Annotated in this window: 20 protein-coding genes and 1 tRNA gene; 5 read left to right on the top strand and 16 right to left on the bottom strand. The window is 55.7% G+C overall.

Annotated elements, in window-relative coordinates:
• Positions 1-67: 67 nt before the first annotated feature.
• The 12 genes from MTP39_RS05420 to MTP39_RS05365 all read right to left on the bottom strand — a co-directional run bounded on the left by MTP39_RS05420 (position 68) and on the right by MTP39_RS05365 (position 8760).
• A complete protein-coding gene (locus MTP39_RS05420) occupies positions 68-1510 on the bottom strand; it encodes an APC family permease (RefSeq protein WP_249241738.1) in 1443 nt (480 codons plus the stop codon).
• Positions 1511-1714: 204 nt separating this feature from the next.
• Positions 1715-2392 carry a GntR family transcriptional regulator gene (locus MTP39_RS05415; RefSeq protein ID WP_249241737.1) on the bottom strand — a complete coding sequence of 226 codons (678 nt, stop codon included), beginning with the start codon at positions 2390-2392 and terminating at the stop codon, positions 1715-1717.
• A 263-nt stretch (positions 2393-2655) separates the two neighbouring features.
• On the bottom strand, positions 2656-3120 hold the full coding sequence (locus MTP39_RS05410) for an Hsp20/alpha crystallin family protein (RefSeq protein WP_117948382.1): 465 nt from the start codon (positions 3118-3120) through the stop codon (positions 2656-2658).
• A gap of 237 nt (positions 3121-3357) precedes the next feature.
• Positions 3358-3648 (bottom strand): hypothetical protein, encoded by a 291-nt coding sequence (locus tag MTP39_RS05405; RefSeq protein ID WP_249241736.1) that lies wholly within the window; start codon positions 3646-3648, stop codon positions 3358-3360.
• A gap of 5 nt (positions 3649-3653) precedes the next feature.
• Positions 3654-4019: a DUF2500 domain-containing protein gene (locus MTP39_RS05400; RefSeq protein ID WP_249241735.1), complete on the bottom strand. Its 366-nt coding sequence runs from the start codon at positions 4017-4019 to the stop codon at positions 3654-3656.
• Between the two features lies 1 nt (position 4020).
• Positions 4021-4368, bottom strand: coding sequence for a DUF6054 family protein (locus tag MTP39_RS05395; protein WP_249241734.1), 348 nt, complete (start codon positions 4366-4368; stop codon positions 4021-4023).
• 208 nt (positions 4369-4576) lie between these two features.
• On the bottom strand, positions 4577-4996 hold the full coding sequence (locus MTP39_RS05390; RefSeq protein ID WP_249241733.1) for an MmcQ/YjbR family DNA-binding protein: 420 nt from the start codon (positions 4994-4996) through the stop codon (positions 4577-4579).
• Positions 4962-5741, bottom strand: a complete 780-nt coding sequence (locus MTP39_RS05385) for an HAD hydrolase family protein (RefSeq protein ID WP_249241732.1) — start codon at positions 5739-5741, stop codon at positions 4962-4964. Before MTP39_RS05385 ends, MTP39_RS05390 begins: the two co-directional genes overlap by 35 nt.
• Positions 5742-5836: 95 nt before the next feature.
• On the bottom strand, positions 5837-6694 hold the full coding sequence (locus MTP39_RS05380; RefSeq protein WP_249241731.1) for a YitT family protein: 858 nt from the start codon (positions 6692-6694) through the stop codon (positions 5837-5839).
• A 125-nt stretch (positions 6695-6819) separates the two neighbouring features.
• Positions 6820-7638 carry a sensor histidine kinase gene (locus MTP39_RS05375; protein WP_249241730.1) on the bottom strand — a complete coding sequence of 273 codons (819 nt, stop codon included), beginning with the start codon at positions 7636-7638 and terminating at the stop codon, positions 6820-6822.
• A gap of 98 nt (positions 7639-7736) precedes the next feature.
• Positions 7737-8465: a sporulation initiation factor Spo0A C-terminal domain-containing protein gene (locus tag MTP39_RS05370; RefSeq protein ID WP_249241729.1), complete on the bottom strand. Its 729-nt coding sequence runs from the start codon at positions 8463-8465 to the stop codon at positions 7737-7739.
• On the bottom strand, positions 8455-8760 hold the full coding sequence (locus MTP39_RS05365) for a hypothetical protein (RefSeq protein WP_015537747.1): 306 nt from the start codon (positions 8758-8760) through the stop codon (positions 8455-8457). Before MTP39_RS05365 ends, MTP39_RS05370 begins: the two co-directional genes overlap by 11 nt.
• A gap of 406 nt (positions 8761-9166) precedes the next feature.
• Here MTP39_RS05365 and MTP39_RS05360 point away from each other — a divergent pair, with 406 nt between their 5' ends.
• From MTP39_RS05360 to MTP39_RS05340, 5 genes are all read left to right on the top strand, one after another.
• Complete coding sequence (locus tag MTP39_RS05360; protein ID WP_249241728.1) at positions 9167-12370, top strand: ATP-binding cassette domain-containing protein; 3204 nt, start codon at positions 9167-9169, stop codon at positions 12368-12370.
• Positions 12371-12479: 109 nt separating this feature from the next.
• On the top strand, positions 12480-13307 hold the full coding sequence (locus MTP39_RS05355) for a TrmH family RNA methyltransferase (RefSeq protein ID WP_249241727.1): 828 nt from the start codon (positions 12480-12482) through the stop codon (positions 13305-13307).
• A 282-nt stretch (positions 13308-13589) separates the two neighbouring features.
• Positions 13590-13665, top strand: a tRNA-Ala gene (locus tag MTP39_RS05350).
• 428 nt (positions 13666-14093) lie between these two features.
• The gene (locus MTP39_RS05345) at positions 14094-14438 is read left to right on the top strand and encodes a hypothetical protein (protein ID WP_242852757.1); all 345 of its coding nucleotides are present in this window, start codon (positions 14094-14096) and stop codon (positions 14436-14438) included.
• 488 nt (positions 14439-14926) lie between these two features.
• Complete coding sequence (locus tag MTP39_RS05340; protein ID WP_249241726.1) at positions 14927-16636, top strand: recombinase family protein; 1710 nt, start codon at positions 14927-14929, stop codon at positions 16634-16636.
• Here MTP39_RS05340 and MTP39_RS05335 read toward each other — a convergent pair.
• The 4 genes from MTP39_RS05335 to MTP39_RS05315 form a co-directional block, all read right to left on the bottom strand.
• Complete coding sequence (locus MTP39_RS05335; protein WP_249241725.1) at positions 16583-17554, bottom strand: recombinase zinc beta ribbon domain-containing protein; 972 nt, start codon at positions 17552-17554, stop codon at positions 16583-16585. The genes MTP39_RS05340 and MTP39_RS05335 overlap by 54 nt on opposite strands.
• Entirely contained in the window at positions 17481-17990 is a 510-nt protein-coding gene (locus MTP39_RS14020) for a recombinase family protein (RefSeq protein WP_256468834.1), read from the bottom strand. Before MTP39_RS14020 ends, MTP39_RS05335 begins: the two co-directional genes overlap by 74 nt.
• Positions 17991-18313: 323 nt before the next feature.
• The gene (locus MTP39_RS05320; RefSeq protein ID WP_158577575.1) at positions 18314-18475 is read right to left on the bottom strand and encodes a hypothetical protein; all 162 of its coding nucleotides are present in this window, start codon (positions 18473-18475) and stop codon (positions 18314-18316) included.
• The gene (locus tag MTP39_RS05315) at positions 18447-18857 is read right to left on the bottom strand and encodes a type II toxin-antitoxin system PemK/MazF family toxin (RefSeq protein WP_097793465.1); all 411 of its coding nucleotides are present in this window, start codon (positions 18855-18857) and stop codon (positions 18447-18449) included. The genes MTP39_RS05320 and MTP39_RS05315 overlap by 29 nt, the downstream gene beginning before the upstream one ends.
• Between the last annotated feature and the right edge of the window lie 4 nt (positions 18858-18861).

Here is an 18861-nt window from a genome sequence, read left to right as displayed (position 1 = left end):
AAACCTCCTTGGGTGTATCTGAAAAGAGCCGGTCAGTGCTGACCGGCCCTTTTTAAGCATATTCAGGTTACTTTTTAGCAGCAGTCTGCTCGCGCTTTGCAAGGGCGGGCAGAATGAATCCCAGCACAGTCAGCACCACGGGGGTGATGACGTTCAGTGCAAAGGTGAAGGGGTCCTTATCATACATACCCAGCACGCAGCACACGGCGGTAACGGCAAAGCACCAGCCGCCGAAGAACTTAGCCACGGCCTGATTCTTGACAAAGCGGTACTCGGCAGGGATGGTGTCGTAGGCATTGCGCAGGGCGATGTAGGCGGCAAACACCCACAGGTAGCGCATGGGCATACACACAGAGTTCAGCTTGGTCAGCTGACGCAGAACGGCAGCAGCACCGGGCACAAAGGACTGTGCCAGAATGATGGAGCCGGACAGCACAGCCACCATCTTGATGCCGTTGCTGTGCACACCGTGGGCGTTGACCTTGTGCAGAGCCTTCGGGATGAACTGCTTGGTGTGCTCGTTATCCAGCAGCATACGCAGCGGTGCGTCGATGCTCAAAATCAGCACGGCGAGCTGGCTGATGACGTTGCACAGGGCGTAGATGATCATGAACAGATCGCCCACATGGTAGTACTGACCCAGCTTCTGGAAAGCCCAGTAGGAACTGTTGGCGACATAGGCGTTGAAGCTCTCTGCGCTGGCGTTGATGACGGCGGGGTCGAACATACGGCTCATGGCCAGCGTGCCCAGAATGGCGCAGGTGACCACCATGACGGCCAGCGCGATCATGCCGCGGGGGAAGCCCTTGCTGGGGTTCTCGACCTTATTGACGTAGGGAGAGATCTTCTCGCAGCCGCCCACAGCGAACACCAGAATGGACAGAGACGTGAAGTAGGTGACGTTAAAGTTGGGGATGAGGCTGCTGAAGCTCAGGTTGGCGTGGACGTACTCTGCCGTGGGGTTGATGGCCGGGGCAGCGAACATCATCAGGATGTACAGCAGGGACATGACGAAGGTGCAGGTGCCTGCGGCGGTGAGCAGCTTTTTCAGGGGGTTCAGACCCAGACTTGCAATGTAGCAGCCCAGCAGCAGGATGCAGAAGGTGGCAAGCTGGATATAGCGGGTGGGGAAGGAATCGTAGGTCTCCGCGTTGCGGAAAACGGCCCAGCTCAGCGCTTTCAAAAAGCCGCTGCCCTTGCTGGCAATGTAGGTGATGTGGCAGGCCCAGTAGGTCCAACCGGCGTAGTAGGCCAGCTTGGCGTTGGTGGTCTGGTGCAGCCAGGAGCTGACGCCGCCGCCCTCGTTTTTAAAGGCAGAGCCCAGCTCACCCACCATCAAGGCATAGGGGATGAAGTACAGAACAAACATGAAGATCCAGCTGAAGATGACCTGTGGACCGTTAAAGTACACAAAGCCGTTGGTAATGTTGCCGAAGCCCCAGACCGTAGAAAAGGCCATGAAGGCAAGGGTAAGCCACGAGATCTTTGTGGCTTTTTCTTTGTTAGACATGCGGACAATTCCTCTCTTTCTTTTCCACACAGGGCGGAAGTTCCTGTAAGAAGGCCGATGTTCCGCATACATTTCGCAATTTTACCAAAAATACAGCAGTACTCGACCAGTCACTTTGATAGTATATCATAATTGCAGATTGTAGACAATCTGCAATTTCCATAAAATGATTGGTCAAAATTTAGACGGTCAGCCAAATCCCCCTTATTTTGCCGTGCCGTCTGCTGCCTGTCCAGCGCTGTTCGCGCTGCGCATCCGCTCCATAGGCTCCATGTAGTGGGCGTAGACGGCGCGGCAGGCAACCTCGGTGTCGCCGCTTGCCAGCGCCTCGTACAGCTTGGTGTGGATGCCGTTCTGCCGCTGTGCCAGCGTCTCGTGGTTAGAGCCACTGCTCACCCCAACAAGCAGGTTGCCGTAGTTCAGATCGTCCCAGAATTTCAGCAGTCTGGGCAGCCCCGCCCGCTGCACGATGACCGCATGGAAGCGGTTATCGTTCTCCACGATCTGAGAAAGATTCCCCGGCCGGACATTGCGCATCTCTTCTAAGATGCCGCGCAGGGTGCGCAGATCCTCTTCCGTAAATTTGCAGTCAAAATAGCGCAGCGCCGTCATTTCCAGATTTGCCCGCAGCAGATAGATCTCGTAGGCATCCTCCGGCTTTACCCGGCGCACCGAGCAGCCCACGTTGCGCGAATACTCGACCATACCCTCCTGTTCCAGCTGCCGCAGCGCCTCCCGGATGGGTGCCCGGCTGGAGCCGAACTCCTCAGCCAGTTTCTGCTCGGCCAGCTTTACGCCCGGCTGTAATTCCCCGGTAAGGATCTTGCTTCTGATGGCGGAGGTGATACTTTCCCGTAAAGTCTGAAAGGCAAATTCGCCCATGACTTTTATCCCCCTTTTTCCTTCTATACGTTCTTTTTTGTCGCACGCAGTCCGCAGCCGCTGCCAGTGCAGCCGCAGGCCTGTAATGCGTGTGCCTTATAAGGATACCACGAAACGGTGGAAAAATAAAGTTTTCTGGCAAAAACAGGTACTTTCTCCCCTCTCCGTTATCGAAGGCCTGTACACAAAAAATGCCCCCGGAGGGCTTGTTGCTCTCCGGGGGCATCCTATGTATGTTATGCCTTAGCGTACACGGTCGGCATTTACTCGATCTCGATCAGGTTCGGGTTCTCAGGCAAAGCCTTCGTCTGCTGAGGAGCGGGCAGCTGGATGTGCAGGACGCCATCCTCGAACTTTGCGTGGATGTCCTCCTTCTTCACTTCGCCCACATAGAAGCTGCGGGCGCAGCTGCCGGAGAAGGTCTCGCGCCGTACATAGCGGCCCTTGTTGTCCTTTTCATCGTTAGAGTGGCTGCGCACGGCCTGAATGGTCAGGTAGCCGTCGTTCAGATCCATCTGAACGTCCTCTTTCTTGCAGCCCGGCAGATCAACGTCCACTTCGTAGCCGTTGTCCGTCTGCTTGACATCGGTCTTCATCATGTTTGCACCGCGCTTACCAAAGGTGTCGCGGGCTTCGCGGTTCATCGCACGCTCCAGTGCACCCTCGTTCCAGAACGGATCAAAGAGATCATCGAACAGGTTCTCATGAAAAACAGTCGGCATAAACATAAAACATACCTCCAATCCCGGCGTTCGGGTCGGGTATAAATTACATTTTGCAGCTCCTCGCAAGGGGCTTTTCGGAGAGCCTTGCGGCTCTCCTTTTTCCCTTCCTCCTGAGCACGCCACTGTTATAGCACGATTTTTTAGCACTGTCAAGTGCAGAGTGCTAAAATTCATAAAAGAATAATACTTTTGTCACAGTTTCTGCGGTTTTATCAAAAATACGGCGCAGCAGCGCGTTTATTATATTGCAAGCGGAACAAGTGCTCCTTGGATATACCCCGCAAAATACGCAACACCTGTGCTTACAGCAATGCAGACGCCCCACAAGACCCATGCGGCAAGCTTTTTGCCGGTCAGCCTGTAAATGGCGTTCCAATACTCCATATTGCACCATACAAGCGCCGCCGAGAACAAGACCGAGAACCACTGCGCACGGAAGGACAGCTCCATGCTGATAAGCAGGTAGTTCGTCAGTGTATAAAACAGGCTTCTGCCCACGATCTCCGGCACAACTGAATGCTTTTGCTGCATATCGGTCACCCGTTCTTCCGTTCAAACCCCAGATAGCGCGTGCCCTGAAAGCTCAGCCTTCCGGTGTCGCCCTCTACAAGCATTCCATAGTCCGACCCACCTACTTCAAGTTCCATGCGGTCACCGCTTTCTACCTGAAAGGTGGCATAATAGGTAGTGAACGTATGCGACATCGTATTGTCCGTATGATGGCGGGAAACGTTCATCCGCTTGGCCACCACAGTAGCCGGGACGGTAAGGCGCGGGGACGCATTATTTTTGCTCCATGTGCGCAGATTGCCCACTATGGTAAACAGGATCATGCCCAGCACCACCAGAAACACCAGCGGGAACAGGATGCTGAAAAGCGCGTCAAATCCAGTATAAAACATATCACCCCTCCAAAATTTCTTCCAGCAGCTGCTTTACGTCCTCCAAAAAAGCGTCCTCGCCAAGGGTGTTCATTTTAAAGAACACCGCCTGACTGCCGCCCGCTGCAATGACCGACAGCCGGATGGGCTCGTCCCCGTTCTGGAACAGGGTCAGCGTCAGGCTGAGGCGGTTGCCGCCCACCATGCTGTACCGCTCAAACACCCGCACGCTGCACCGGGCGCTGCCCTCCTTGAAATCGCTGCCGGCTTCCAGCTCTGCCGACCAGCTGCTGTCCGGGATGGCGTGTTCCAGCTTGCGGAGCAGGGTATCGAAGTTCTGGTTGCGGATGGTCTTTTCAAAAATAGCCATAGCTGTCTCCTTTTGTAAAATGCAGTCCCTTTATCCTGAATACGAATGAAAACAGGCAACTATTGCAGCGCCCGCCCTTATTTTACCACTTTTTTCTACCGCCGGGAAGGTCTGCCGCACATAGACTTCTATTTGAGGGCAGCTTTTTTCTTCCTGTAAACGAGTAAACCCGGAAGGTCTGGGGACCTTCCGGGTTTACTCTATATAATTATTTTTTGCGCAGCTTGGGTGCAGTTGCGGTGTAGCTCATGTCCAACACCAGACGGAGCTTATCCTCCGGGGCGCTGCCGTCCAGCGCGGCGGTGATCCAGTTTTCCTTGTTCATGTGGTAGGCCGGGTAAAAGCCCGGCTCTGCCCGCAGGGACCCGATGAGGATGGGGTCGCATTTCAGGTTCACGATATCCACCGGCTGCTGCCCGGGCAGCCCCAGTTTGCTTCTGGGCACGGTAGTGACCAGCGCAAACCACTTGCGGTTTGCCGCGTGACGGAACACCGCCGACTCCGGGGTGTCCATCCATGGGTAGTCCGGCTCTACGCTGTAAGTATCAAAAATGAGCTGTTCCAGTCCCTTGCGGTCCGTGGGCTCGCCCCCTTTACGGCTGCTGTGCCAGCAGCTGCGCCAGCACATCCTCCGGGCGGGGGGTGTGGTTTTGGTATTTTGCCCGCAGCGGGGCGGCGGCGTTATCCATAATGTAGGGCACGCCCACCACATCCAGCATGGTCTCGTCGTTGTAGTTGTCGCCAAAGGCCATGACCTGTGCGGGGTCGATGCCAAGGGTGCGGCACACGCACTGCACCCCGATGCCCTTGTTGGCAAAGGTGGTGTCGATCCAGAACGGCCCCGCCACGGCGCAGTTGGCCTGTTTCCACCGGGGCACAAAACGCTCCACATAGTTCTCCACGCCCTCGTGCAGGTACACCGACACCTTGGTGATGTCCTCCGGCACCTCGGCGGGGCTGTGGATGATCTGGTAGTGGTTGCCCACGAACTGCACCCGCTGCAGCATGCCAAGACCGCGCTCCATCAGGTAGGCGGTGTTCTGGCCGGAGAGCATCACCTCGCCCTGTCCCTCGCTGCGGGTCCACATATCGTTGGCGATCTCCTCTGCCAGCGCCCGCGGCATGGGATTTTTGGCGATGCACTGTTCTTCCTGAAAAATCGTGCCGCCGTTTTCACAAATAAACACGCAGCAGTCTGCCACCGGTGCAAAGAGTTTGCGCAGGCTGGTATACTGCCGCCCGGAGGCCGGGCAGAACCAGATCCCCCGCTGATGCAGCGCCCGGATCTGGTCGAAGATCTCGCCCTCCAGTTCTTTTTTGCCGTATTGCAACAGCGTACCGTCAATATCGCTGCAAACCAGTCTGATGTCCATGGCTGTTGTTCCTTTCCGTTTTTTTCTTATTTTACCACGGTTTTCCGCTGCGGAAAAGCCCCGGGCACGGCTTTTGCTTCCCTTCCCTGTGCCGCTCAGCGCTTGGGCTGGTAGTGCATACTGGATACATTATAAATCGTGACAAAGGCCTTGGGGTCCTCGCGGTTGATGAAGTTCATCAGCTTCTGATACTCGTTTTTGTCCACGATGGTAATGATCTCGTTGTGCTTTTCAAAGTTGTATGCACCGATGGCCTCGTACATGGTAGCACCGCTGTGCAGGTCGTTGATGATGAACTGCCGCAGCACCTCCTCCTTCTCGGTAATGATGCACACCCGGCGCTTGATGCTGTTATCGAAGATGAAGTGGTCCAGCACCATGCCGTTAAAATATGTACCGAGGATACTCAGCACCACAGTCTTTTTATCGTAGACAAGGGCAGCAGAGAGTGCCACACACATTCCCGAAAGAGACATGGCCTTGCCCAGCTCCATGTGCAGGTACTTGTTCATGATCTTTGCCACGATATCCAGCCCGCCGGAGGATGCGTTGCGGTTGAACAGGATGCTCAGACCTACGCTGACCACCAGAATGTAGCACAGCACATCCAACTCCTGACTGCCGGTCATGGAGCCAAAATCCGGGAACAGCCGCTCGAAAAGCCTCAGAAACACCGGCAGCATCACGCTGGTATACACGGTTTTTGCGCCAAACTCCCTGCCGCAGGTGAAAAAACCGATGATGAGCAGCACGATATTCAGCACCATGGTAATGGCCGAAAGCGGCAGCGGCACAAAATTAGAAAGCACGATGCCAAGGCCGGAAATACTGCTGACGGATGTGTGGCTGGGCACCAGAAAAAAATAGACCGCCGCCGCAATAATGGCAACGGCCCCGGTCAGGATGGCCGCCTCCTTGGCAATTGCGGGGTAGTTCAGCTTCTTGTTTGTCATTGTTGCTCCTCCAAGCTTTTGTTTTCAGCTTTCAGTATACCATGCTTTGCGCTTGCAGGAAAGCACCGGGCGCAAAATAAGCAAGGCCGCCGCACAAAACACTGTGCAGCGGCCTTGCCACCTTATTAAAACTCTTCTTCCGGGTCGCCGCGCTCCGGCATGGTGCGCATCTCCCGCACCAGCATGGCACGCAGATGATACTTGCGCTGCTCCCGCTCGGTCTCCGAGCTGGTGCGCAGCTCCACCGTGCCGTCAGGGCGGCTTTCGCCCGTGTACAACGGAATGCTCACCACAGCCTGTGTGCCTTTTTCGGGCGCAGGCTCCAGCTGTAAACTCCAGTCCATCCGGCGGCAGCACTCCCGGCAGAGCAGCAGTCCCAGCTGCGCCCCGCCCAGAAAGCTGCGGCGGTTTTCCAGCGCTGCCTGTACATCCTCACCGGGCAGACCGCAGCCATCGTCGGTGACGGTCAGCTGCCAGTCGCTCTCGGTGCGGCGCAGCGCGATACAGACGCTGCCGCCCTCCCGGCTGGCGTGCAATGCATTGGAGAGCAGATGCAGGCACAGCAGCTCCGCATCTCTGCGGTCTGCCATTACGCAGCAGGTGGTGCACCCGCCGTAGTCCAGCCGGATATCCACCCCAAGCTGTGCCCGGATCATATCAGACTGTGCCGCCACCTGCTGCAAAAGCTCGCACAGATCAATGGGGTACAGCTGCGGTTTTGCTTCCTCGTGCAGAAATTCCAGCAGGGTGATTGCCTCGCTGAGGGTGCGGTCCAGCTGCAAGGCGGCGGTGTTGATATCTGCCACCGCCTGCCGGGTAGACGCGTCTGCACCGGTGCGGTCAAAATGCTGCTCCAGATATTCACAGTTGCGCCCGATCAGCGCCAGCGAACGGAAGCAGACCTCCTCGACCCGCTTCTGCTGCTCTGCGGTGATAGACCGCATTTCTGTCCTTTGCTGCTCCATTGCTCTGCCTCCCCGGGCGATGCCATTTTTTCAACGGAACACCACAGTGTTCCAACTGCCGCAGCCGTGCGCAAGCCTTACGGGGACTTTTGCCGCAGCACAACATCCCTGACCGCGTAGATCAGCTTGCCGGTGGTGGGCTTACCGCTGCCCAGCCTTGTATCAGCTTTAAACGCCAGCCACGCAGGGGTCGGCTTTTCCTCCAGCTGATCCACCATCCGGCGGATGCCGCTTTCCACGGCAGCGACCGATGTATCAAACTGCTCGCTCACAGCCTGCAAGATCTCCTTGCGGATCGCCAGCTTCTGGCTGGTGCTGCATGCGATGCTGACCGCGCCGGAAAGGTATCCGGCGTTGACATCCCCCTGCGGGATGCCCCACGCTGCATACAATTGACTGCACCGCTGCTCCAGCTGCCGGTTCTGCCGCTCGGGCATCCGGTAAAGCTGCCACAGCAGCCTTTTCAGCTCGGTGCCCTCTACGCAGTAGCACCCCTCGCGGAGCTTTTGCAACGCCGTGCCGCTGCTGCGGCCATGGCTCTGTACGAGCAGCGTCGGCCGCTCCTTCAACTGGTACAGCTGCCGGATAAATTGCTCTGCGGACAAGTCCGTCAGCTCGCTGCAAAGCACCACGGCATCGTAACGGACACCCTGCCGCAGCTGTGCCAGCAGCTTTTCGCCGCTGCAAAAGCAGGTGCATACGATGGCGGTTCCCTGCTCCTGCAAATAACGCTTCTGGACACGCAGCTCCCTCAGGTCATAGCTTGCAAGGGCGACTTGCAGTTGGGCTGTTCGCTCACTGTTCACGCCATGCGCCGCCTTTCTCGCCTACCAGCCCGGCAGCTGTCAGGTCTGTGACCGCATCCCGCCAGAGCTCCGGCTGAACTCCATTTTCACACAAGTAGCGCAGGAGCCGGTAACAGAACTCCGGCGCTGCCGCAACATGCTGACTGACGATCTGCTGTCGGCTGCCGATCTGGCACAGGGTCAGCCGACAACCTTGTGTGCCCTCTACCTCCATGGCATACACCAGCGTATACGCCTGCTGCAAACCATCAATGGCAGAATACTGCCGGATCATGGGTGAAAATGTACGTTCCATTTCAGTTCCTCCTTACTACAAGGACCAATTTTTTTCTGCCTTGTTTATATGAAGTATATTTTATAAGGTAGGAGAAACCGTTACAATCCTAAAGAAGTGTCTGAACAGAGCATTTTTGGGCGTTTTGCCTCTGGCATGCTCTACGCGCCGCTGTCAGCTTTAGAATAGCACGTTCCGTCTGCAAATTCAACCGGTATCTTTTCCCACTTTTCCTTTTTGCCCCGTCCTTCCCGGCAAGACCGCTGCCCGGACGCAAAAGTGCCGCAGCTTCAGCATTCCTACGGAATAATTTCACGGTTTTTTCACATTTTTTTGCTAAACTTAATAGGATATTGTCTGCAAACATTTCCGAATTTCAAACCACAGGCAGCAGCGCCCGGCGGCGCAGTACCGGAAAGGCACATTTATGCTCAAGCTCAAACAGATCAACAAAGAATATAAGACCGGCGAGCTGGTGCAGCACGCACTGAACAACGTCAGTCTGAACCTGCGGGACAACGAATTCGTGGCCATTCTGGGCCCCAGCGGCTCCGGCAAGACCACCCTGCTGAACATCATCGGCGGTCTGGACCGCTACGACAGCGGTGATCTTGTCATCAACGGCATCTCCACCAAAAAATATACCGACCGCGACTGGGACTCCTACCGGAACCACACCATCGGTTTCGTGTTCCAGAGCTATAACCTGATCCCCCACCAGACTGTGCTGGGCAATGTGGAGCTGGCGCTGACCATCTCGGGCGTTTCCAAAGCCGAGCGCCGCCGCCGTGCCGCCGCTGCGCTGGAGCAGGTGGGGCTGGGCAACCAGCTGCACAAGCACCCCGGCGAGATGTCCGGCGGGCAGATGCAGCGCGTAGCCATTGCCCGCGCACTGGTGAACAACCCCGATATCCTGCTGGCAGACGAGCCCACCGGCGCACTGGACAGCGAGACCAGCATTCAGGTCATGGAGCTGCTCAAGGAAGTAGCGCGGGACCGGCTGGTGGTCATGGTCACCCACAACCCGGAGTTGGCCGAACGCTACGCCACCCGCATCGTAAAGCTGAAGGACGGTGTGATCCGCTCCGACACCATGCCCTACGAGCCCGAGGACGAGGCAGCCGCCGCCCCCGTGCACCGGAACATGGGGCACTCCTCCATGTCCCTGCTCACCTCCCTCTCCCTCAGCTTCAACAATCTGCTCACCAAAAAGGCGCGTACCCTGCTCACCGCCTTTGCCGGTTCTATCGGCATCATCGGCATTGCGCTGATCCTTTCCCTTTCCAACGGTGTGAGCCGCTACATCAGCAACATGGAAAAATCCACGCTGGCGGCCTACCCGCTGCAAATCAGCAGCACCGGCGTGGATCTGACCAGCATGATGGACCCGGACACCTACACCAGCGTTTCGTCCAGCGCTGAGCCTGCGCCGGATGGCATGGTCACGGTGAACCAGCTGCTGGCTCAGCTGAACATCGGTGCCACCAGCAACGATCTGCAGTCACTGAAAGAATATCTGGACAGCGATGCCTGCACCATCCGGGACAACGCCACGGTGGAATACGCCTACGCCGCTTCTCCCCTGATCTACCGTCAGAACCCGGACGGCACCGTGCAGAAGCTGAACCCGGACACCACCTTCTCCGATATTGCCAGTGAGAGCACCTCGGTGACCAGCATCATGACCTCCATGTCCAGCCCCTATGTGTTCTGCGAAATGGCCGAGACTCCCGCCCTGTACGAGGATCAGTATGACATCAAGGCCGGTCGCTGGCCGGAAAAGTACAACGAACTGGTGCTGACCCTGAACGCGGACGGCAGCATTTCGGACTACACGCTGTACGCCATGGGTCTGCGGGATCAGGCCGAGCTGGACAAAATATTACAGCAGTATGCAAAGAACCAGAAGATCGATCTGCCCACGGACTACGGCACCTATACCTATGACGATTTTCTTGGCATGACCTTCAAGCTTGTCAACAAGGCCGATTGCTATGTCTACGACACTGAGCACAAGGTCTGGCTGAGCAAGCTGAACGATGAAGCCTATATGCAGCAGCTGGTGGCTGACAGCGAGGAGCTGACCATTGTCGGCATCGTGCAGCCCAAGGCAGACGCCACCTCCACCATCCTGCACAGCGGCCTGGACTACCTGCACGATCTGACCTATCATGTCATCGATCAGGCAGCCAACAGCGAGATCGTGCGCCAGCAGCTGGCAGACCCGGACATCAACGTGCTGACCGGCGAGCCCTTCGATGCTGCCGGCAACAGCATGCTGGATATCGCCTCCCTGTTCTCGGTGGACACGGACGCCCTAAAGGACGCTTTTCAGTTCGATACCAGCGCCCTGCACTTTGATCTGGACGGCGCATTCGACCTGACTGATGGCTCTTTCGACCTTGCCACTCTCATCGACCCCTCCAGCTTCAAGCTGGATCTCAGCGGGCTGCCGCTGCCGGACATGGAGATGGACATGAGCGAGCTGTTTGACGGCGTAGAGCTGAACATCTCTCAGGACGGCTTGCAGGCGCTGATGAAAAAGATCCTGAACGGCTACAAGCGCTATATCATCAGCAACGGTCTGCTGAATCTGGACAAGATCGGCTTTTCCTCCTATATGAAAACCGAGGCCTTCCAGACGCTGCTGAACGAATCCATGGGCGATTTGCTGGATACCTCCGGGCTGGAGGAGCAGTTTGCCGATACCCTCCAGCAGAATCTGCAGACCGTGATGGAGAGCTACTCCGTCCAGCTGAGCGAGGCGCTGCAGGTCCAGCTCACCGCTGCTCTGCAGGAGCAGATGGGGCCCGCCATCCAGAAGCTGGCGGGGCAGCTGGAACAGAAGATCGCGCAGGCCATCCAGAGCAACATTGCGCAGCTGAGCACGCAGGTGGAAAGCGCGCTCAAGATCGACCCCGCCGCGTTCCAGCAGGCCATTCAGATCAACATGACCGGCTCCGACCTGACCGAGATGATCAAAAACACCCTGCTCTCCTCCGCTTCCAGCTACGAAAAGATTTTGAGCGACATCGGTTATGTGGACTACGCAAAGCCCGATGGCATCTATATCTACCCCAACAGCTTTGACACCAAGGCGCAGGTGGTAAGCGAGCTGGACGCCTACAACGCTGCCATGCGGCAGCAGGGCGAGGAGGACAAGGTGATTCACTATACCGACATGGTGGGTACCTTGATGAACTCGGTCACCGAGATCGTGGGCATGGTCAGCAATGTGCTGGTGGCTTTTGTGGCCATCTCGCTGGTGGTGTCCTCCATCATGATCGGTGTCATCACCTATATCAGCGTGCTGGAGCGCCGCAAGGAGATCGGCATTCTGCGTGCCATCGGTGCTTCCAAGCACAACGTCTCGCAGGTGTTCAATGCCGAGACCTTTATCATCGGCCTGTGCTCCGGCGTGATGGGCGTAGTGCTCTGCCTGCTGCTGCTCATCCCCGGTAATATGCTCATCCACCACATCGCGGGCGATGTGAACGTGGTGGCATCTCTGCCGCCGCAGGCCGCACTGATCCTGATCGTTCTGGCCACCCTGCTTACCATGCTGGGCGGCGTGATCCCCGCCCGCAGCGCCGCAAAGAGCAACCCCGTCAAGGCGCTGCGCTCTGAGTAAACTATTCCGCATTCCAATCCCTGCTGTGCCCTGTGTGCAGCAGGGATTTTTGCATTCTGTCCCGGCTTGTGCTACAATAGAAAAAACTTCATTTCAAAGGAGCGTTCCCATGCCTGTCATTCACGAGATCACCGACCTTACCGCCCCGGAACTGGACATCTACGCCCGGCTCACGCAGGCGCAGCTGCGCAACCGGCTGGAGCCGGAAAAGGGCATTTTTATCGCCGAAAGCCCCAAGGTGATCGCCCGGGCGCTGGACGCCGGGTACCAGCCCCTTTCCCTGCTGATGGAGCGCAAGCAGATCACCGGCCCGGCACAGGAGATTTTGACCCGCTGCGGCGATGTGCCGGTGTACACCGCCGACCGGGAGCTGCTGGCACAGCTCACCGGCTTTGCACTGACCCGGGGCGTGCTGTGCGCCTTCCGCCGCCCTGCGCCCCGCACGGTGGAGCAGGTATGCGCTCACGCCCGCCGGGTGGCTGTGTTGGAAGGCATCGTGGATTCCACCAATGTGGGAGCTATCTTCCGCAGCGCTGCCGCGCTGAACATGGACGCCGTGCTCATTACCCCCTCCTGCTGCGACCCGCTGTGCCGCCGCGCGGTGCGGGTGAGCATGGGCACCGTATTTCAGGTACCATGGGCGCAGATCGGCGCCTGCCCCGCCGACTGGCCGGAAAACGGCAGCGCCCAGCTCCACGCACTGGGCTTCAAGACCGCTGCCATGGCACTGAGCGACCGCTCGGTCAGCATTGACGACCCCGCCCTTGCCGCTGAGCCGAAGCTTGCCATCGTGCTGGGCACTGAGGGTGACGGGCTTGCTAACAGCACCATTGCCGCCTGCGATTACACCGTAAAGATCCCCATGTCCCACGGGGTGGATTCCCTCAACGTAGCCGCCGCCAGCGCCGTGGCCTTCTGGCAGCTCGGCCGCTTGTAAGTCCCCCGCTTGCGCTCTCCGAAATTGCTTGACAAACGACCCAAAACGCGGTACACTATCAGCGTCATCAATATGGGCCTATAGCTCAGCTGGGAGTGCAAGCGTTGCTTTCCCGATCTGGTGTTATAGCTCATTTGCCCCCATTTGAAATTGGGTGCTTTTTCGTGGGCTCGTAGCTCAGTTGGGAGTGCAAGCGTATCGCTTTTGTGCCCCACAGAGTTGTGGGCATTCAAATGGGGAGTATGTCGGTTGGTCGCCCAACCGAGTCACGCCCCTAAATATGGGCCTATAGCTCAGCTGGGAGAGCGTTCGGTTCGCATCCGAGAGGTCAAGGGTTCGAATCCCTCTAGGTCCACCATACAGTTCGTACTCGAACCCAATTCTCTATGAGAAAGGGTTCGGGTACGTTTTTTGTTTGCAGGAGGTTCTGAGAAAGGACTACTCGGAACAGTAAACGAGCAAAGGCAGGGTATCACTATGACGGTGGTATCCTGCCTTTTGTTTTGCGGGATCAAGTTCGCCTTGTGCGAACTTGGTCGCCCCCCTATATGGCTCACTGGGGGCAATCGCTGCATACGTGCGTACCGGGGAGAGCCTGTACACCTCTGACAAGGTGTAACACACTAGACTTTGTGCCAAAGTCTGTGTGCCAAGGGGCCAAGCCCATTAGAATCCCTGCGGAGCGTGTACGCACGTACGCAGAAAAATGGCAAAATTTCACTATATCGGGGTGTTCTTTCATGGAGGAGTGTGGTATACTCGGCTTAACCCAGTAAATTGGAAGTTGTGAACTTAGAATTAGAGGTGTTGAAAATGAAAATAATAATTATATTTATTGATTTACTGATGGCAACTGTTCTCTTTTTTGTTGGAAGATTTTTTATCAAATCAAGGAATACAGAAAGAAGTGTGCTGTTTTTATCAGGAGATTATACTGGATTAAACACAGAGAAAATATGCAGAGTTACTGGAAAACGGATTAAGACATGGGCAATGCTCTTTTGTCTTGGCGGTATAATTGATTTTATCAAGCCGGGCGCAGGAATAATAATAGTTTCCGTTTTTTTTATTATCTTACTTGTATTTCATTTGGTTGATATGACTATAAATCGAGACAAGTACCGGGTATAAATTCGCGTTTGTGGAGCGAAGCAGAACAATGAAAGCCCCAGTGGGGCTTTTAAGCGACAGAACGGTCTTGCGTAGCAAGATGAAGGGACCTCGCCCCGACAACTTCCAGTTTGCCGTACTCATTCCAGCAGGGTTTGGGGCAGGCACGCCCCAACAAGAACACTTCAAAAACGCGGGAGCATTGCAGAAGTGCAGTCCCGAATGGGCACAATATTTTCAAGAATTGAAAATTTGTGGCCACGGGACGATTCTTGCTCTCAGCTAATTCGCTCAAAACAGCTTTTGCGCAATTGTTTCCAAATTGTTAAGACGCATAAAGCAAGCAAAGAACCTTTTTCTTCTGAAGTGGTGGTGTTCACGGTGAGCACCACCACTTTTCTGTTTTGTTTTTCTTGCAAACGGGTGCGAAATATGGTATATAGGTTATACGAAACATTGCTTCGATTGAATAACCTGACATTCAATGATGTGTAAAGAGAGGTGCAGCCATGACCGCCGTAATCTACGCCCGCTATTCATCCGATAGCCAGCGCGAAGCGTCCATTGAGGGACAGCTGCGCGACTGCAAGGACTACGCCGAGAAAAACGGCATCACCGTGGTCGGCACCTACATTGACCGTGCCTACTCTGCCAAGACGGATGACCGCCCGGAGTTCCAGCACATGATAAAGGACAGCGCGAAGAAAATCTTCGATGTGGTTCTGGTCTGGAAGCTCGACCGCTTTGCCCGGAACCGCTACGATGCTGTGAACTACAAGCACCAGCTGGAAAAGAACGGTGTTCATCTGGTGTCTGCCATGGAACCCATTTCGCAAGGGCCTGAAGGCATTATGGTGGAGAGTATGCTTATTGGCATGGCGGAATACTATTCCGCCGAACTGGCCCTGAAAGTGGCGCGCGGTGAGCGCGAAAATGCCCTCCAGTGCAAGTACAACGGCGGTGTGGTGCCGCTGGGCTTCACCATTGGCAAGGAGGACAGGCTGTACCATATCGACCCGGAGACGGCTCCCATCGTGCAGGAAATCTTCAGCCGGTATGCCGACGGCGAACCGGCCGAGAAGATCGCAGCATCCCTGAACGAGCGCGGTCTGCGTACCCGCACCGGGAAGCCGTTCGTGAAGAACAGCTTCTTCCAGATCTTCCGCAACCGCCGCTACATTGGCGAATACCGCTACAAGGACATTGTGACGCCGGGCGGCATTCCGGCTATTGTTGACCAGGACTTGTTCGACCGGGTGCAGCAGCGTTTCGAGCAAAACAAGATCGCCCACGGTCGGCCCGCAAAAGAGGATGTGAGCTATCTGCTGACCACCAAGCTGTTCTGTGGCAAGTGCGGCACCCTGATGGGCGGCGAAAGCGGCACCAGCCACATGGGAAACACCTACTATTACTACAAGTGCGGCAACGCCAAACGCCATGGCAAGGCGCACTGTGACCTGAAAGCCATCCGCAAGGAGCCGCTGGAACGGTTCGTGGTGGACACCGCCATTAAGGTGATTTTTAACGACGAAATCATCGAACGGCTGATAGATTTAGTCATGGAAGCCCAGCAGAAGGAGAACACCCGGCTGCCTGTCCTGAAAGACCAGCTCCGGGATACGGAGAAGCGGCTGGCAAACCTTCTGGAAGCCATTGAACAGGGCATCTTGACCCCGACCACAAAGCAGCGGCTGGACGAGCTGGAAGCCCGGAAAGAAGCCCTGAACACCAGCATTCTGGAAGAAGAACTGAAAAAGCCCGTCCTGACCCGTGAGTGGATTCGGTTCTGGCTTGAGAAATTCCGCAAGGGTGACGTGGGCAGCACGGAACACCAGCGGCAGATCATTGATACCTTTGTCAACTCGGTTTACGTCTTTGATGACCGGGTCGTGCTCAATTTCAACTTCATGGACGATGCCAAGACAGTCACCCGTGAAGAGGTTTTAGGTTCGAGTGCTGTAGACAATGCTCCACCAATTTGCCGCATCGTTTTTATACGATGCGGCGTTTTTTATGTCCAAAAAACTTTGGCAGACCGTGCCGGGCTCCGAACCCTGAAGTCGGATGCGAACCGGGTGGGGTCATCAATGTACTTTTTGAAAATCCATCGGTTTTACGCTTCTTTCTTTACGTTTTGCATGGTGCTGCGGGCAAGAGCATCGCTTTTATGCCCCTTTCTCGGAAATTTCTTCAAAGATTTCCGCGCCATCGTAGGTTGATACAGCCTTGAGCTGCTCCACTTGGTTGAAGCTGGCGTTCAGCGTAATCGAGATCTCATAGTCTTTTCGGACGCGAATCTCCTTGATGAACTGCTGCAAGATGGCACGGCGTTCATCGTGGTTGGCGGTGTCGTAAACATCCGCCCATGTAAACAACTCGTTGCAGATGTAGTTGCTACGCTTTGCTGTTTTGGTGGCTTCTTCGTATTCTTCCTGTGCCTGCACGAGCTGCTTTTCCAGAGTTTCCAGAGCCTCTCTTGCCTCGGCTACCAGTGTGCCCAGCAGTTCTTTGTCCAAGGCACTCACGCCCCGGATGACGAGGATGGTTTCGGCTTTCAGGTCGTCCAGTTCTTTCTGCTTGCTTTCCAAGTCTTTCTGGATTTTCTTGACCTTCTTCTGGATGCGAGCGGCATCGTTGGTCTTGACCGATTCCAGTAGCTTCTTCCGGGAAACTTCCCGGAACTGTGCGAAGATCTGCCGGACAACTTCTTCTACAATGGAATCCAGCTTGGAAACACCATAGCCGGACTGCCCATCGCAGTCACCCGGATGCCGGATCTTATAAAAGCAGCTATACCGGGGCCGGACTTCTTTCACCGTATGCCCATCGGCGTAGGTGTGTGTCCGTCCGCTGCTGGTCAGGCTCAAGCGGTTGCCGCAGTGACCGCAGTAAACCAGCCCGGTCAACAGGGCTTTGGAACTGGTGCCCAGTGAAGTGCCGCCACGCTCACAGGTGCGTGCCTGCCGCAGTTCCTGTGCCTGCTCGAACAGCTCTGGTTCGATGATGCGGAGCTGCGGACACTCCGTCTCCACCGCACCGTTGATGAGGTACCCCGTGTATCCTTTATTCTTGATCATCCGAACGATGCTGGTGTTGGGGATGTTTTTGTTGTTCCGTCCTACGACTTCCCTGTTCATAAAGATAGTGGCTCAACTTCTGTGCGCCGTAGCCCTCGTAAACGTACTTGTGGAAAATCAGCCGGACGATCTCAGCTTCCGCTTCATCAATCACAAGGTCACAGACCTCTTGATTTTTCTTGTTCACCCGACCAAGGCGGACACGCTTGTAGCCAAAAGCCACGGTGCCGCCCGTGTAGTGTCCCTCCCCGGTGAGCTGTTCCAGCCTTGTCCGGGTACGGACGGAGGTTTTCAGACTTTCGCCGGATGCCTGCCAGTAGCGGATGTAGTTCATCAGCTTGTCCACATGGGTGTCAAATCGCTGCTGTCCCTCGTTCACGCTCCAGACTTCGATGCCCTGCTTCGTGAACCATTCCACGATAAAGGGCGTTTCATCATCACGGCGACCGAGACGGTCAAACATGAACACCAGCAGGATGTCAAACTTGCCCTCCATCGCGGCCTGTTGAATTTTCTGGAGTTCGTCACGCTCTTTGGCAGATTTTTGAAGCCGGAAACGCCTTTTTCGGAAAATTCCTTGACGATCTCCCAGCCCTGACTTTCTGCAAAGTTGCGGCAGGCTTCTTTCTGCATGGGGATGTCGTCTTTCTCGACCTGTCCCTTTGTCGAAACACGGTATAAGGTATAGACACGTTTTTTCATTTCAATCTCTCTTTCTTTGAGTGAGAAAGGAAAAATCAAACGTGTTTCGTCCATATTTTGTTTTCAAGGTTCAGTTCGATTTTATCTTATCTCACGCATTCAAGGAGCACAAGGATGTCAGGCAGCGGTGTGCCCTGCCGTGCGCAGGATGGTGGTCTGCAATAGTTTCTGGATGGCATCCAGACAGTCCGTATCCGCAGGCGCATAGGTGATCTTGACTTTGCAGCCTTTGACGGAAAGGGTTTCAGATTTAGCGGTGGTATCGCAGATAGCGTTCATAGGCCTCCTTTCTCCATACCCATTCGTTGAGATCGAGCTGATAGAGCAGCGCATAATTGAGCCGAATGAGTTCCGGGATGCTCAACCGCCCCATCGGGCGGATCAGCCGTCCCTTGCTGATGGTCTGGACAGATTCTGCCAAGATCATAGAGGGCTGCAAAAAAGCCCGATTACTGTCCACAAGAACGTGGGCTTGGTGATCGGGCTTCTTTGCAGTATTGGATGTAACAGGCGCAACAATGAGGTTGGGCGAATAGCAGTTTGCGGTGTTGTTCTGCACCACGACCACAGGGCGGATACCGCCCTGCTCGGAGCCAAGGTGCGGCTCCAGATTGGCGTAGTAAATATCACCGCGCAGAAACTTTCGGTTGACTGGGATCATGCTC

The organism is Faecalibacterium sp. I3-3-33 (genome assembly GCF_023347295.1).
Classification (GTDB): Bacteria; Bacillota; Clostridia; order Oscillospirales; family Ruminococcaceae; genus Faecalibacterium.
This window is presented reverse-complemented; position numbering and strand designations above follow the sequence as displayed.